The sequence below is a fragment of the Chroogloeocystis siderophila 5.2 s.c.1 genome (genome assembly GCF_001904655.1).
Classification (GTDB): Bacteria; Cyanobacteriota; Cyanobacteriia; order Cyanobacteriales; family Chroococcidiopsidaceae; genus Chroogloeocystis; species Chroogloeocystis siderophila.
The window spans coordinates 45,964-60,332 of sequence record NZ_MRCC01000012.1 but is presented as its reverse complement, the minus strand read 5'-3'; the positions used below and the strand labels follow the sequence as shown (position 1 = coordinate 60,332).

Genomic DNA, 14,369 nt, shown 5'->3' with positions numbered 1-14,369 from the left:
TCCGCCTTGGTAAACGGAGGTTTAATGTCTTTATCCAAAGCTGCAAGCAATACGCTTGAATCAACAACTCAACGCTTGCAGATCGAGTATTTGATCGACTTCACCCCCCAATCGAATACCGTTGATGGCAATGACGTCATTCAAGGCTTGACTCAACATTCCAAGTCGCTTCCAGCACGCTACTTTTATGATGACCGAGGTTCTCAGCTATTTGAGCAAATTTGTGCGTTACCAGAGTATTATCTCACTCGTACAGAAACCGCCATATTACAAGAATATGCGTCAGAAATTGCTCAGATGACTGGTGCTTGCGAACTCGTAGAACTTGGTAGTGGTAGTTCGACGAAAACTCGGCTTCTCTTGGATGCCTACAAGCAACTCGACTATCCTCTGCACTACCTGCCAATTGATGTCAGTGGTGGGATTTTAGAAAGCAGTGCGAAACAATTATTAGCCGATTATCCATCGCTGCAAGTTCACGCACTCGTTAGCACCTATGAATTAGCACTCGAAAAGCTAATGCCTTCAGAATTTGCTAGCCGAATGATTTGTTTTATCGGTAGCACCTTAGGAAATCTTTCTCCTGCGGAATGCGATACCTTTTTGGCGCAGATTACTGCTGCATTGCAGCCTGGGGAGTATTTTTTATTGGGAGTAGACTTACAAAAGCCAAAAGAAATCCTCGAAGCTGCTTATAACGATCGCCAAGGTGTGACTGCGGCTTTTAATTTGAATATGCTGCAACACCTCAACACGCGCTTCGATGGCAATTTTGACTTAGAGCAGTTTGAACATTGGGCATTTTACAACGAAACTCAGCATCAAATCGAGATGCATTTACGCAGTCGGCGATCGCAAACTGTTCGCTTGCGCGCCCTCGATCTTACTGTTGAATTTGCTGCGGACGAAACCATCCTTACGGAAATTTCGCGTAAATTTAATCTCAATATCATTCAACAAGAACTTGCCCAGCAAAACTTAAAACCAGTTCAAGCATGGACAGATCCGCAACAATGGTTTGGTTTAATATTGTGTCAACTGCAAGCCTAAACGCATCTAATCAACAAATTGGACGGTTTCCTGGATTGACTGCATGAATATACTCGCTACCTGCGATCGGTAGTTCCCGATTGTAAGCAGCAGCCTCCGGCTGTCCCCAGCCTAGTTGCAATACGATTTCGAGAAAGTCTGCTTTTTCCCACTTGCACAGATTTGCCCATTCCATACGTTGAGCGATTTTATCTACTGTAGCTGGCGTCACTAATCGATAATCTTTTCCGTTGTTGATACTTTTGTAGATATCCATGCCCACAGTAACTTTACGCCAAAAACTAACAATCCTCGCCTTGACAAGTTTTAATGTCTCTAAATCCTCAGGTAGCGCAATCAATTGAGAGTCTACTTCGGGATAATCAATGCTACTACCTTTAACAGTCAGCCGACGCCAAACAATACCTGACACGCGGTGTTCTCGTTGATAGCAATGAACCGCTGCTTTAAAGTCTTGGTAGGCATCAAATTTTTGTATCCCGTCACTCTTGATAAACCTATCAATAATCGGATTACCAGAGGCAGTAGCAGCAATTTTGAGACGTTCACCTTTGAGACAAGCCTGGCGCTCGTCTGCTAAAATCTGTATCAGCTCTTCGGTAGTATATGCCATTTTCCCTAACGAGTGGATACGTAGTTTCTAACTGCATCTTAAGCTCTAAGCGCCAGACTAGTTCTGTCTCGATAATTACTCAGCTAATTCAGAACTGAATTCATTGATCGGACGCCGCTTTAATTCTACCGACTCAGATCGAGGTAGTAAGTTAAAGAGATCTCTAAAAACATCATCAACTTTCTCAAAAGGTACTTGCCCTGTTTCATTTAGTACGACATCCCCCGACTGATTAAATACGACAAGCTGCGGTACAACTCCTGAGTAGTAATAGCCTGGTTCAGTTGGAGTGTATGTTTCTTTCAATGCAATAGTGTCTACACTCGCTGGAATAAAGTCTACCAAGCGTCCATAAAAAGCTTGTAAGCGTGTCACAACTGGAGCGTACTGCTTGCAGTCACTGCTATCATCTACATAGAAAATGAGTAGAGTCGGCTTATCGCGCTTCAATGATTCTTCTAGCTTTACCTTGGGTGGCACAAGCGAGGCATTGCCTCCATACAAAATAAATACATTGCCCTCAAAATTATCGTCGCTAATACCCGCAAAAGCGACTGGCATACCTAGCATAAACTGGCAACAGACGCATAACAGGCAAAGCACAATAAAACGCCGCCAAGAGCAAAGCGTTTTGTACCAAGAGTGTAATAAAGATTTCATTGAAACAACTAACACTTGACTATTGTAGGTCTTGATATCTATTTTTAGTCTAAACCAGCATAAACTCAAAACTTCACTGTCAAGAGTTTGTGTTACTGCCTCCGCGATTTGTTATGCAAGCATTTTAGTTGATTGTAAAGCACTTCGCGCCTTAAGTTAACAAAGTTGATACAAAATAGTAAATTTATCTAAACCTTAATAGGGTATAATAATTAGTAATATTTTTAATTTTTTCTACTATATTTTATTCAGCAAGTAATAAATATAATTATACTAATCTATATAAGTTTTATTTCTCCTATATTTTGATGAAATTTAAAATCATAGTAACAGCCTTGTTGCTCGCAAGTCTACATACAAAAGCTGTTTTTGCTCTTCCTCTAAGCCAAAAAATACCTTCCTCCACTATCGAAAAAAAAATAAGTTTTGAGGTCGATGCACATTTATGCTATATGCGCACAGCGACTGGGAATATTTTAGATCTTAGTAATTTGTGTGAAACAAAAATAAGAAATACTACATTGGCTCCAGTACGTCGCACAAATAATGTTTACGATCCAACAAAAACAAGAAATTTCGATCGTCAATTATACGGAGAATAAAATAATAGCAAATTAATTATAGCAGACTTTCTATAGGTTAAACTACTTCCAAAATATCAACAATAGTAACAAAGTAAGTTTAATAAAGTAAAATTTTCTTAGTATTGTCGCATCATATTGAGTGCCTTAAGACAACCTACAATATTGCCTTGTTCAGTATATAGTTGAATTGCTGTTCGATAGTCTTGAAGAGTTGCCTGACGATTTTTAAACTTGGCATGAATTTGGGCGCGATGAAAGTAAGCTTCTGCACGTTCAGGGTTAATTTGAATTGCCTTATTTAAATCTTCTATTGCTTTTCCTATGTTCCCAATTTGTAAATAGACACTACCGCGATCGCTGTAGCCAAAAGCATCTTCAGGATAGAGTTTAATTGCCTGAGTATAGTCGGCGATCGCGCCTTGATAGTCACCTAAGGCAACTCGTGCATCACCTCGGCTATTGTAGATATAAGCGAAATTTGGATTACCTTGCAAAGCTAGTGTGTAGTCTTTGATTGCTCCTTCATAGTCTTCTAATTTCTGACATGTATCACCTCGATACACATATGCCATTTCATGATTAGAATTCAACTGCAAGGCTTGCGAAAAAGCTTGAATTGCGCCTGAATAATCTTGTTGTTGTAATTTTTCTAATCCTTGGTTTGTGAACTGTTCTGCATTAATTTCTTCAATAGTCAAATTCCTGACTTCTGTAGGTAGATTTGTCAGTGATAAATGATGTTGATGCGGTGATGCTAAGGCATTTTTTGTCGTAATTAAAAGAGTTGAACTGACAAATAAAGTAATTATTCCTACGGTGATTATTGATTTTAACAAGAGGTGCATAATTGTGGTATGTAAATTGAGCCAAATTCAATTGAAAACATTGACAAATAAATGAATGTTTTAGTAACTATAGTAATCTTATTGAGGTTGTTGGGTTTGTTTGAGCAAACTAACAACAAAGTACACAAAAAGAATGTAGAGAGGGATTGTCGAAAACAATTTAGGATTGCTATGTGTTCATTGAAGATAGAAAACTTGGTATTATAGAAATATGAATTCACCAACACCATAAAGTGCTAACTTTTTATTTTCTATACCACTCATAATTTGTAAATATTCTTGATTAAGCAATTGCTACAAGGGAGGTGCGGGAAGTGGTTTTGGCCGTGCTGTAGCAATAGGATCTTTACCAAGATTTCCACTTTGTAAAGCTAGTGGATTTTGCAACACTTCAAACTGCGTCATCATGTCATGATCTTCATGAACTGTGTTGTGGCAATGTTGCATATACTTACCTGTATTAGGACCAAATTTGCCAATCACTCTTACAGATTCGTTTTCCCCAACATAGAAAACATCTTTCCAACCGACTTCATAAGGAAAGGGCTTTCTACCGTTGCGGTCAAGAATTTGACAGTCAATTAGGTGCAAGTGTATAGGATGAAACCAACCACCACCATTATTGTATAAACGCCAAATTTCGATATCGCCAAACTGAGGTGTACCATCAACGCGGTTTGCATTCCAGGTTTTGCCATTAATCACCCATTGACCATTAGTGCGTTCATATCTAAACTCTCTAGTTCGGACGGCTTGAGAAGCTAGTAAAGGTGTAAAAGTACGCAGTTGACTGGGTATGGAACTGTCATCAGCCTCATCCCGCACTACATCAAAGCACATAATGTCATTTGTTTTGCCGTCGTAATCTAAGTTGTTTGGCAAGCTTCTATTTTTCAAAATGACCCGCGTGCCGATGGGATACTTAGAAAAGTCGATAATGAACTCATAACGTTCTGCTGTACCAAAACGGAAACTGTTAACTTCTACAGGTGCTGGCGTAAGTCCTCCGTCGACACCAATAATGATAAAAGGATCGCCTGTATTGAGCGCTAGCCTGTAAGAACGTGATATAGAGCCGTTTAAAGCACGAAAGCGATACTTACGCCTTGCGACTTCCATCCGAGGCCAAGGTACACCATTGACTAAGATAACGTCGCCAAATTGACTTTTCTGACCTTGATCGTCAAAGATTAAGCTGCCGTTTGTCGCAAATTCTTTGTCTTGAATGATGAGTGGTACGTCGTATTGCCCTTTAGGTAAAGGTAGATCGAGTTCAGTTTGATCCTGAATGATGTACATCCCTGCTAACCCCATGTAAACATTACGTGCAGTCGCATGAATTGCATGGTCGTGATACCAAATAGTGGCAGCACGGTTGTTGGGATAATAGTAGTCTTTGTAATAACCTGGGAAAGTGAGATCTTCGGCATAGCCATCATATTCGGGTAAAGACGCCATGCCGTGTAAATGAGTAGATGTGGGCGTGCCTAAACTATTGTTGATGAAGCGCACAACCGATTGTCGCCCTGTGCGTTGCATAATTGTCGGTCCTGGTGTGATGCCGTTGTAGCCCCAAATTTCGGTTAATTTGCCAGGCAAGATTTCAACTTGGGCTTTGCGCATGGTGATTTCGTAATAATCTGTTTGTGAATCACTACGCACTGGTTGCAACACAGGTGGAGTACGAAAAGGAAGGGTGAATTTTTTTAATGTTGGACTATTTGCGCGTCGAGTTCCGATGTTTTCAGACGGCTGAGTTTGAGCATAGCTTATCCGTTCTAAGCCTGTGGGAATGAGCAAAGACCCTCCCGCAAGCATGCTAAATTTTAGTGCTTCTCGCCTTGTTATTTTCATTATTGCTCCTCTATTGATTGACAGCACCACCTGTGTAGGCTTCTTCATTTAGAATGATGTTTTTGGTATCACAGCGGTGTCAAACTTATGTATAAGTTATGTTTAAATTTAGTAAGACTTAATGCCTAAGAAAATGTTTTTAAGCTACATAAAAAAGCCTTAATTCGGCTAGCAATAAAAGTGATTTAATAGGTAAAACAATCAAAAGTTTATGCTGCTAGTAGTCATTTTTTTGCGTGCATACCAATCGTCTGTATAGGTTTAACAGGCAAAATCTGGTTTGGTATCACTAGAAAAATTTGCACCAAAATATGGCTGACAAAATAGATGTTTTGTCAACTAAGCGCTGATGAAAAGAGAACTTCACAACTTGTTCAAAATACTAAAAATTCATTGTTTATTCCTTCTAAATAATAGAGAAAATACTTAGTATTAGTGTAGCGAATTGTACTTATTAGCTAAAGATGAATAAAAGGGCTTCACAGACAATTTAAGAAATAAATTTAGATTGTGGCGATCGCACTTTGAAACACAGTGCTTCAAATACCGTATATTCACGCAACTAAAATCGAGTAGCACTTATGTTCTAAAAGCTAGCTCAACATCCCAGCGTCTTATTCTGAGAGAATGTAAAGTAAACTTAAAAAACCACGACAATTGCACCGATGCTTGGCACAAGTCCACCGTGCGGTTATGCTAGAAATTGGTTTTCTCATTGCAGGATGTCGGAATACTCAAATATCACCGCAGCAATTGTCAGAGAAACGAGGGCGCGCGAAAAAGCTTTACCTTTAATGAACGACAACTGTCGATCGCGGTTTTTATTACAAGCCCAGCGTACTACCAAGGTGTGTTTATTCTTTCATGGATTTACAGCAACGCCTGAACAGTTTACGCCAATTGGCGAAGCCTTTTTCCAAGCTGGCTATAATGTTGTGATTCCTTTATTGCCAGGGCATGGAATTGCCGGAGATTGGGATGGTGACAATCCGCCACCACTCCCCGAAGAACAGCGATTTTATCAAGAATTTGGTTTGTACTGGTTAGAACAAGTGCAAGCTTTGGGCGAACAAGTTGTGATTGGGGGATTATCTGGCGGTAGTACTCTCGCAGCTTGGTTAGCTTTGGAACGTCCGCATAGCATTCACCGTGCTTTGCTATTTGCGCCGTTTTTGAGTAATAGTAATCTTCTTGTTGACTTCATCGTTAAAATACTGCCGATTTACTTTCAGTGGCGTACTGAAGAGGGTGCAATTAGTTATGGCTACGATGGCTTTGTGATGCCTGCATTACGCGTGTTTATGGATATGGGGCAAGACATTCTTGATCGCGTAAAAACAAGCATTGCCGCAGCACCCTGCTTTATTATCGGTAGCGAGAGCGATCGCGCGGTTGATGAAAATGAAAATAGAGACTTATACGCATCCCTCGTCAAACTACAACCCAAATGCTGGTACTACTCGTTTGATCGAGTTTTTGATATTCCCCACAATATGATGACCAAAGCTGAGGGTAACGAATATCAAGACTTGGTAATTGCAGTCGCCAAAGCTTATGTTGAAAGCGATCTTACCTGGAAAGAAGTTGAAGAAATTGCTTATCAAATGCTCTTTCAAGGTAAAACCTTTGATACTGTCGTGCAAAGACTAAATTTAACTTCTCGCGTCTCGCCCGATTTACAAACGCTCATTTCGCTACTAGATAAACCAACTATTATTGCAGCCCATCAGTCTGAATCATCATGAAAACATTTTATGTAGCTTATCTCCTAGCTTCTGCAATCTAATTTCATGCAAAATCACATAGAAGCAGGGAATGATTAATAACGTCAGCAGCGTTGCTAAAGACAAGCCAGAAAAAACAACCACTCCTAAAGGTTGAAGAAATTCTGAACCCTCGCCGATACCTAACGCCAGCGGAAACATCCCTAACACTGTTGTAATTGTTGTCATCAAAATAGGGCGTAGGCGCTGCGGTGCGGCTTTGAGAATAGCATTTTTGCGGTCAATTTGTTCGCGATCGCGAATTTGATTCGCTAGTTCTACCATGATAATTGCGTTATTCACTACAATACCCACAAGTAACACCGCACCCACAAGAACAGTCGCACCGATCGCAGTTCCTGTGATATAAAGTCCAAAAATACCGCCAGCCAGCGCTAAAGGTACAGTAAACATAATTACCAGCGGATCGATCAGCGAGTTGTATTGCACAGCCATGACAACGAAAACGAGAAACGCCGCTAATCCGCCTAAAATTTGTAGCGATCGCTGTAGTTGTTGATTCGTTTCGGCAACAGAACTTGGTAAAATGCTAACGCCTTGTGGTAAATCGATGTTTTCAAGAATAGTATCGACCTCAGCTAACGCATCTCCGAGGCTTGCACCTTCGTTTAAGTTACCCGCAATAATATAGACTTGGCGTTGATTAATTCGTTGAATTTCCCCAGGCGCTTGACCTTCGCGAATACTCGCAACATCAAATAAGCGAATTTGGCGATTACTATTGACAAATAGTGGTAAACGTGATAGCTGCGATTGATTTTGAATATCAGCTTGATTCAGTTGGACGCGGACATCGACTAAGCGATCGCCACGTTGCAATTGTGTTGGAACTGAACCTTCAACCGCTGTTTGAATTGTTTGCCCGATATCTTGTGTTGTCAAACCGAAACTTGCGATGCGTTCCCAGTCAGGAACAATTTGAAGTTCAGGTTGTCGAGAGTCAGCATCAGGGCGGAAATTCGCTAACGTTGCTTGCTGATCTAAAGCTTGCAGGATTTGCTGCCCTGCTTGGCGTAGATTTTGTTCGTTATCACCTTGAAGAATAATATCAACTTCGGCACCACGCACAGGAGAATTACTTAAGATTAAGCCCCGCACTTGCCCAGGACTTAAGCGCAAACGAATACCAGCTAAATTGAGGCGATTAAATTCTTGATTAACGCGATCAACGAAAGCTTCAACGTTACTACCAGGTTTCAAAGTAATCGTACTCGAACTGCGTAACGGGTTTTCTGTTGTGTTGCTACCAAAGAGAAAACCACCCGCAGTTGAGAAAACATACTCAGTTTCCGGTTGTTCTAACAGAATATCATCAACCGCATCCATGACCTTACGGTTGTTTTCTATTACAGTTCCAGGGGGAAACTGCGCAAATAAAGTTGCTTGTCCAGTACTGATGCGGGGAAGAATTTCTTGTGAAATCTGTCCAACCAGGAGTAGGCTACCACCACCTAAGACAAGAAAGGCGATCGCAACCACAAGCAAGCGATATCGTAAAATCTTGCTCAAAAAGTTTCGATATCCCTGAGTTGCCGCGTCAAATCGTCGATTAAACGCTTGCAATATCCCTAACTTACCAACACGACTTGACCAGCGAATTGCAAGTAATCGCGATGTCACCATTGGTACAAACGTGATTGCGATCAAAATTGATGCTGCAACCGCAAAACTAATTGTCAGAATTAATTCACTAAATAATAATGAGAAAAACCCACCAATCAGTAGAAACGGTAAAACAGCAACCAAATTTGTACTTGTTGATGCGACTAAAGCAGATTCGACTTCTTGGCTGCTGCGAACCGATTGCGAAATTAGTTGCTGTGAATTCAAGCGCGTTTTCGCATCTTTACCAGGAGTCATCTCCGCGCCCTCGGCAATGTTTTCTAACATCACAATCGAGTTATCGACAACGATACCTACCCCTAAGGCAAGTCCACCTAAACTAAATACATTGAGCGATAAACCAAATAACCCCATCAAAATAATTGCCGCCAACGCCGCCAGGGGAATTGCACAGACGATGATAATTGTTTGACGCAGCGAACCGAGAAATAAAAGAACTGCGATCGCGGCGAGTCCTGCACCTATTAAACCAGCCGTGGCAACATTAGTAATCGAGTTACTAATAAACTGCGATTCATCTAATGTCGCCGTTAACACCATATCTGCCGGAATCACGCCCGATCTTCTCAGTTCTTCGATGCGTTGCTTGACTCCATTAACAACAGTGATTGTATTCGCATCAGGTTGCTTCTGAATACTTAACTTCACGGCTGGCTGTTTGTTGAGATTAACAAATACGCGCTGATCTTCTGTGCCATCAACAACTTCGGCAAAGTCGCGCAGGTAAACACGGCGAACAGGAAGCTTCGCATTATCTTCAGTGCCTTGTGCAGTACTTCCAGCGACCTCAAACGAAAGGTTACGAATTTCGTCAGCGCTTTGAAACCGCCCGACTGTCCGCGTCAGCGGTTCGCCATTTTCTCCGCGAATGCGTCCGCCTGAAATATCCTGGTTACGGGCTTGCAGTTCATTTAGTACTGTCGTTAAACCAACGCCTAACGCTTGCAGGCGATTAAGGTCAATATTGACTTGAACTTCTTCGTCAACACCGCCAGCGACATCAACCGAGGCAACACCAGGAACTACAGTCAATTCGCGCGCTAATTCTTCGTCAGCAAACACGCGTAAATCAACACCTCGGAGTGCAGGGGATGTCAGTGCAACTTCATAAACAGGTAATTGTGAAGGGTCAACTTTGAATAATCTTGGTTCTTCGACTGTGTTAGGTAACTGCCCGCGACCGCGATTGAGTGCTGCTGTCGCGTCATTCAACGCTTGGTCAATATTTCCCCCTGGTTGGAAATACAAATCTAAACTGACTTGTCCTTCGCGCGTTTGCGAATACACTTGAACAACACCTTCGGTTGCGGATAAAGCTTCTTCTAGAGGTCTTGTTACTTCATCAATTGCGACTTCGGGTGAAATCCCAGGGGCATTGATCCGAACACCGATGCGGGGATAGGTAATTGATGGCAACAGATCGACTGGAAGCGAGGTTAGGTAAAACACTCCCATAACCATGACTGCTAGCGTCAGCATCAGCGTGCCGATATGCCGTCGAATTGCGATCGCACTCACACTCAATCCTGACGCTTTGCCCTGTTGCATGGTTATCAACTCCCTTGCTGTGACTCCGAAAGAATCGAAAAGCGCACTGTTGCGCCATCAGTCAACGCGCCACCACTACGCGCGACAAATCGCTCGCCTGGTTGCAAACCTGATAAAATTTCGACTTGACCGTTCGCACTTTGCCCTAGTGTTACTTGACGCGCGGTGACAGTGCCTTCGCTGGCTGCGGTTTCATTTACAACATAAATTGTGCTTTCCTGTTGCTGGGGCGATCCTTGCGCAGCTGGCGAAAGTGCTGTTTGAGGTATGACAACGCGTTGTGTTTCCTCGCTAGCAAACTGTACCCGTGCCAAAAGTCCGCTACCAATTTGCCCGTTACTATTTGGAATCACGACTTGAACCGGAATTAAACGCGCGGTTTGATCTGCTGCGGGAGAAATCCGACTGACTTGCCCATTAAAAACTTGATCAGGAAACGCATCTAATCGAACTGTCACCGTTTGTCCTTGGCGAATTCTGGCAAGTTCTAATTCCGACACTTCGACGTTGACTTGAATGCGGCTAAAGTCACCAATGCGCACAATCTCCGTATTAGGCTGTACTAAATTACCAACTTCTGTCAGCCGTTGCATGACTTTACCGGCAATTGGTGCAGTCAGTTGAGCGTAAGATTGTTGCCTTCTTGCCTGGGCAACGACGGCTTCTTGGGCGGTGACTTGACTTTGTGCTGCTGCTACTGCTTGTTGTTCAGTGCGGACTTGTTCTTGCGCTGCGCGTAAAATTTGTGCAGATGTTTGGGCTTCAGTTCTTGCTTGTTCGGCTTGTTGTGCGGGTACTGCACCCTCTTGCAAAAGGCGTTGTTGTCGTGCTAAGTCTGCTTGTGCTTGTTGCAATTCTAAGCGCGATCGCTCGACTTGTGCTTGCGCATTACTGACTTGATTTTGAGCGCGTGCCACGGCGGCGCGTAAACTGGCAAGTTCTGCTTTTGCTTGGTTAACCGCACTCACTAACAACGCATCGTCTAAGCGTGCTAAAGTTTGCCCTTGGCGTACAGCATCGCCGATATCAATCGTAATGTTTAAGACTTGCCCTGTGACTTGCGATCGCAGCGAGACTTCGCGTGCTGGTGCAGTTGTACCTGTATACTCTGGTTGTTCGGTTAAGCTATCTGTCCGCGCGATCGCAACATCGACTGGCGTTGTTTGACGATTTTCTCCTGACTGCCTTTGCCGGGCATTTGCTTCAGATTCACTTGGTAATGAATTGCACCCTGTTACGGCGACAATGACTCCTAAACTGAACAACAACTTTAAAATTCGGATGTCTTTAAACACTAAAAGCACCACCTGTTGTTGTCCTATTTTATTTGATAGCAAATTTAAGTTTGGTAGCGGCAGTCATACAATCATTTGCTAGCTAACGGTTAGAAAGTTAACACACGGATAAAGAAAAGCTTTGTATCTTTTATATTTTGCCCTTTCCATATCTTTACTAAAGTATTTAAATATTGCTAATAGTTAATTTGGCTCTGTCCTAAGTCTGAAGATATATAAAACTTTGTTATTTCAATTTAGTACAGTCTTTCAATCTATCAGTTTGACATAAAAAAGAATGCTTGAGCTAGCGACCCTGGGTATATTGCAAAGCAAACCGCTACACGGTTATCGATTAAAACAGCAACTAGAGCAATTTATGAGTGGCTGTATTAGTGTCAATTATGGTGCAATTTACCCGTTGTTGAGGCGCTTAGAAGAACGAGGTGATATTACAACTCTCATCCAAGAAGCCGGTGAAGCAGGACCTAGCCGTAAGATTTATAGCATTACTTCCCAAGGTACAACCGCCTTTCGCCGCAAAATGCTAGAACACCCGCACGAAAGCTGGGTGAATGCGCGATCGCGCTTTATTATTAAGTACTTCTTTTTTAGTCATCTCGAACCTGCCGAACGCATTAAACTTCTCGAACACCGCATCATGGTGTGTCGTCTGCGGCTGGAAACGCTAGAAGTTCAACCGATACCCAGTGACGATTTCTATGAAATCGCGGTATGGCATAGATTTATTGCGGTAATTAAAGAAGAATTAGAGTGGTTAAATGAGCGTTTAGCACTTGAACAACGCCAAGAATTAGAATCGCGTAACTAATCGAAATCTCAACCGCGCCGAACCGTAATATGTTTTAATATTTCGTAATAAATCAACATAATTACTGAGCATTAAACTTTACTCAGTCGTCACAATAGAAGTGCAAGCTAGCCTTCGGCGCATCGAGGCGCTGTAGTCTCCTTCGCTGCATAGTACAACATACGGTCATCACAGGTGAACGAGGAAGCGGGAATGCCCAATATCAAATTTGAGAAAGAAAATCATGAAGTCGTTGCTGCTGACGGTGCCAATCTTCGGCTCAAGGCGATGGAAAATGGCATCGATATTTACAAATTCTACGGCAAAATGATGAATTGCGGTGGCTATGGTCAATGTGGCACTTGTATTGTTGAGATTACTCAAGGCATGGAAAACTTGTCACCACGCACAGAAGTTGAAGACCGCAAACTCAAGAAAAAGCCAAAAAACTATCGTCTTGCTTGCCAAGCATTAGTCAATGGACCTGTCAGTGTCGTTACTAAGCCTTGATGAAGTTTACCGTAAGCAAAAGTTCCTCTTCTCTGACAGCGGGGATAATGTTATTCTAAAACTGTTAGCTCATGATCCGCGAGAGGCTTTCTTTCGATGCAAGTTAATGACTTAGGGTTCGTAGCGAGCATCTTGTTCGTCTTAGTCCCAGCTGTGTTCTTGATTATTCTGTATATTCAGACTGCTAGCCGCGAAGGTCGCAACGATTCATAAAAATAAGTTCCTTGACAAAAACCCCCGCATTGAGCAGGGGTTTTTTGCTAGTGAAAGCACAAAAACAATTGCAATTAACCTACAGTCCTTGCTAATAACACTGGACAGTTTGCATTTACGCGGACATAATCGGACAACGAAGAACCCAAAAGCCGATCCAAGTCAACAAAACTTTTCGCAATCGAAGGACGGCGATCTGGAGAACCAAGCATTAATAAATCGACATTATTTTCTGCGGCGATGCGGCAAATTTCTTCACCAGGTTTACCCGTAGTAGAAATTGCGCGGGGTTGTATGCCTTGTTTTTTCGCTTCGGCGATCGCTTCGGCTAAAATGGGATCTTTTTCGCCTGGCGTTGCTGCACCTTTATCGACGTGGGCTAAAATCAGTTGCCCTCCTTTAATATCTCGCAATAAAAACAACGCTAACTGTAAACATTGTTTCGCCGCCTCTGAACCATCCACCGCTACCATGATGCGATTGATTTTTTTGACATAAATATCATCCTTGACCAACAACATTGGTCGCGAGGACAATTGAAACACGTACTGACTAACTGAATTAGACAAAATCGATTGCAACCGTTTCAGACCGCGCGAACCCATAATAATCAAATCCGCATCAATCTCCTCTGCGACTTGGCAAACAACATCTTTAGGATCGCCTTGCCGAAGAATTGCCGAAACTTTGGTTGGATCTAAATGCAACGACTGAATTGCTGTCGCTAGTACCTTTCCTCCTTCTTCCCACTTCGATGTCATTGTCTCGGCACTAACTTGAGGAGATACAACATGCAAAACGGTGACAGATGCCTTTTGGATCGATGGTAAATCCATTAATGCTTTGAGCATTTCTTCTGAATGACCAGTTCCAGAGTCAGCTAACAAAATTTTTTCTAACATCGAGTCGCCTCTTTCTTGTCTTGTTCAGCAACTAATTGAATCAGTAACTTCGGCAAAGTAACACTTTGCCCTGAGTTGGAGATTGTGATTTTTATGAT

General features: G+C 42.3%; 13 protein-coding genes. 6 read left to right on the top strand and 7 right to left on the bottom strand.

The genetic code is table 11. The features are described 5' to 3' along the window. The first annotated feature begins 24 nt into the window (after positions 1 to 24). Positions 25 to 1,050 (top strand): L-histidine N(alpha)-methyltransferase, encoded by a 1,026-nt coding sequence (egtD, locus tag NIES1031_RS15080; RefSeq protein WP_073550354.1) that lies wholly within the window; start codon positions 25 to 27, stop codon positions 1,048 to 1,050. A 10-nt stretch (positions 1,051 to 1,060) separates the two neighbouring features. Here the strand turns inward: egtD and NIES1031_RS15075 are convergent, their stop codons facing one another. After that, on the bottom strand, positions 1,061 to 1,663 hold the full coding sequence (locus tag NIES1031_RS15075; protein WP_073550353.1) for a hypothetical protein: 603 nt from the start codon (positions 1,661 to 1,663) through the stop codon (positions 1,061 to 1,063). Positions 1,664 to 1,738: 75 nt separating this feature from the next. Next, complete coding sequence (locus tag NIES1031_RS15070) at positions 1,739 to 2,233, bottom strand: thylakoid membrane photosystem I accumulation factor (protein ID WP_236738850.1); 495 nt, start codon at positions 2,231 to 2,233, stop codon at positions 1,739 to 1,741. Positions 2,234 to 2,628: 395 nt separating this feature from the next. Here NIES1031_RS15070 and NIES1031_RS23870 point away from each other — a divergent pair, with 395 nt between their 5' ends. Continuing rightward, the gene (locus tag NIES1031_RS23870; protein ID WP_218596819.1) at positions 2,629 to 2,925 is read left to right on the top strand and encodes a hypothetical protein; all 297 of its coding nucleotides are present in this window, start codon (positions 2,629 to 2,631) and stop codon (positions 2,923 to 2,925) included. Positions 2,926 to 3,023: 98 nt separating this feature from the next. On the opposite strand, the gene NIES1031_RS15065 is transcribed toward NIES1031_RS23870, so the two are convergent. Next, the gene (locus NIES1031_RS15065; protein ID WP_073550351.1) at positions 3,024 to 3,752 is read right to left on the bottom strand and encodes a tetratricopeptide repeat protein; all 729 of its coding nucleotides are present in this window, start codon (positions 3,750 to 3,752) and stop codon (positions 3,024 to 3,026) included. Between the two features lie 294 nt (positions 3,753 to 4,046). Then, positions 4,047 to 5,606, bottom strand: a complete 1,560-nt coding sequence (locus NIES1031_RS15060; RefSeq protein ID WP_073550350.1) for a multicopper oxidase family protein — start codon at positions 5,604 to 5,606, stop codon at positions 4,047 to 4,049. Between the two features lie 722 nt (positions 5,607 to 6,328). On the opposite strand from NIES1031_RS15060, the gene NIES1031_RS15055 reads away from it, so the two are divergent. Continuing rightward, positions 6,329 to 7,351, top strand: a complete 1,023-nt coding sequence (locus NIES1031_RS15055) for an alpha/beta hydrolase (protein WP_073550349.1) — start codon at positions 6,329 to 6,331, stop codon at positions 7,349 to 7,351. Here NIES1031_RS15055 and NIES1031_RS15050 read toward each other — a convergent pair. Together NIES1031_RS15050 and NIES1031_RS15045 are read right to left on the bottom strand one after the other, a co-directional pair. Beyond that, positions 7,346 to 10,561 (bottom strand): efflux RND transporter permease subunit, encoded by a 3,216-nt coding sequence (locus NIES1031_RS15050; RefSeq protein WP_073550348.1) that lies wholly within the window; start codon positions 10,559 to 10,561, stop codon positions 7,346 to 7,348. The two genes, NIES1031_RS15055 and NIES1031_RS15050, sit on opposite strands and share 6 nt — an antisense overlap. Before the next feature lie 5 nt (positions 10,562 to 10,566). Then, positions 10,567 to 11,856 (bottom strand): efflux RND transporter periplasmic adaptor subunit, encoded by a 1,290-nt coding sequence (locus NIES1031_RS15045; protein ID WP_236738849.1) that lies wholly within the window; start codon positions 11,854 to 11,856, stop codon positions 10,567 to 10,569. 277 nt (positions 11,857 to 12,133) lie between these two features. Here NIES1031_RS15045 and NIES1031_RS15040 point away from each other — a divergent pair, with 277 nt between their 5' ends. From NIES1031_RS15040 to psbM, 3 genes are all read left to right on the top strand, one after another. Continuing rightward, entirely contained in the window at positions 12,134 to 12,667 is a 534-nt protein-coding gene (locus tag NIES1031_RS15040; protein WP_073550346.1) for a PadR family transcriptional regulator, read from the top strand. Between the two features lie 192 nt (positions 12,668 to 12,859). Further along, the gene (locus NIES1031_RS15035; RefSeq protein WP_073550459.1) at positions 12,860 to 13,156 is read left to right on the top strand and encodes a 2Fe-2S iron-sulfur cluster-binding protein; all 297 of its coding nucleotides are present in this window, start codon (positions 12,860 to 12,862) and stop codon (positions 13,154 to 13,156) included. Positions 13,157 to 13,252: 96 nt separating this feature from the next. Beyond that, positions 13,253 to 13,369 (top strand): photosystem II reaction center protein PsbM, encoded by a 117-nt coding sequence (psbM, locus tag NIES1031_RS15030; RefSeq protein WP_015190115.1) that lies wholly within the window; start codon positions 13,253 to 13,255, stop codon positions 13,367 to 13,369. A 74-nt stretch (positions 13,370 to 13,443) separates the two neighbouring features. Here the strand turns inward: psbM and NIES1031_RS15025 are convergent, their stop codons facing one another. Next, complete coding sequence (locus NIES1031_RS15025) at positions 13,444 to 14,271, bottom strand: universal stress protein (RefSeq protein WP_073550345.1); 828 nt, start codon at positions 14,269 to 14,271, stop codon at positions 13,444 to 13,446. Between the last annotated feature and the right edge of the window lie 98 nt (positions 14,272 to 14,369).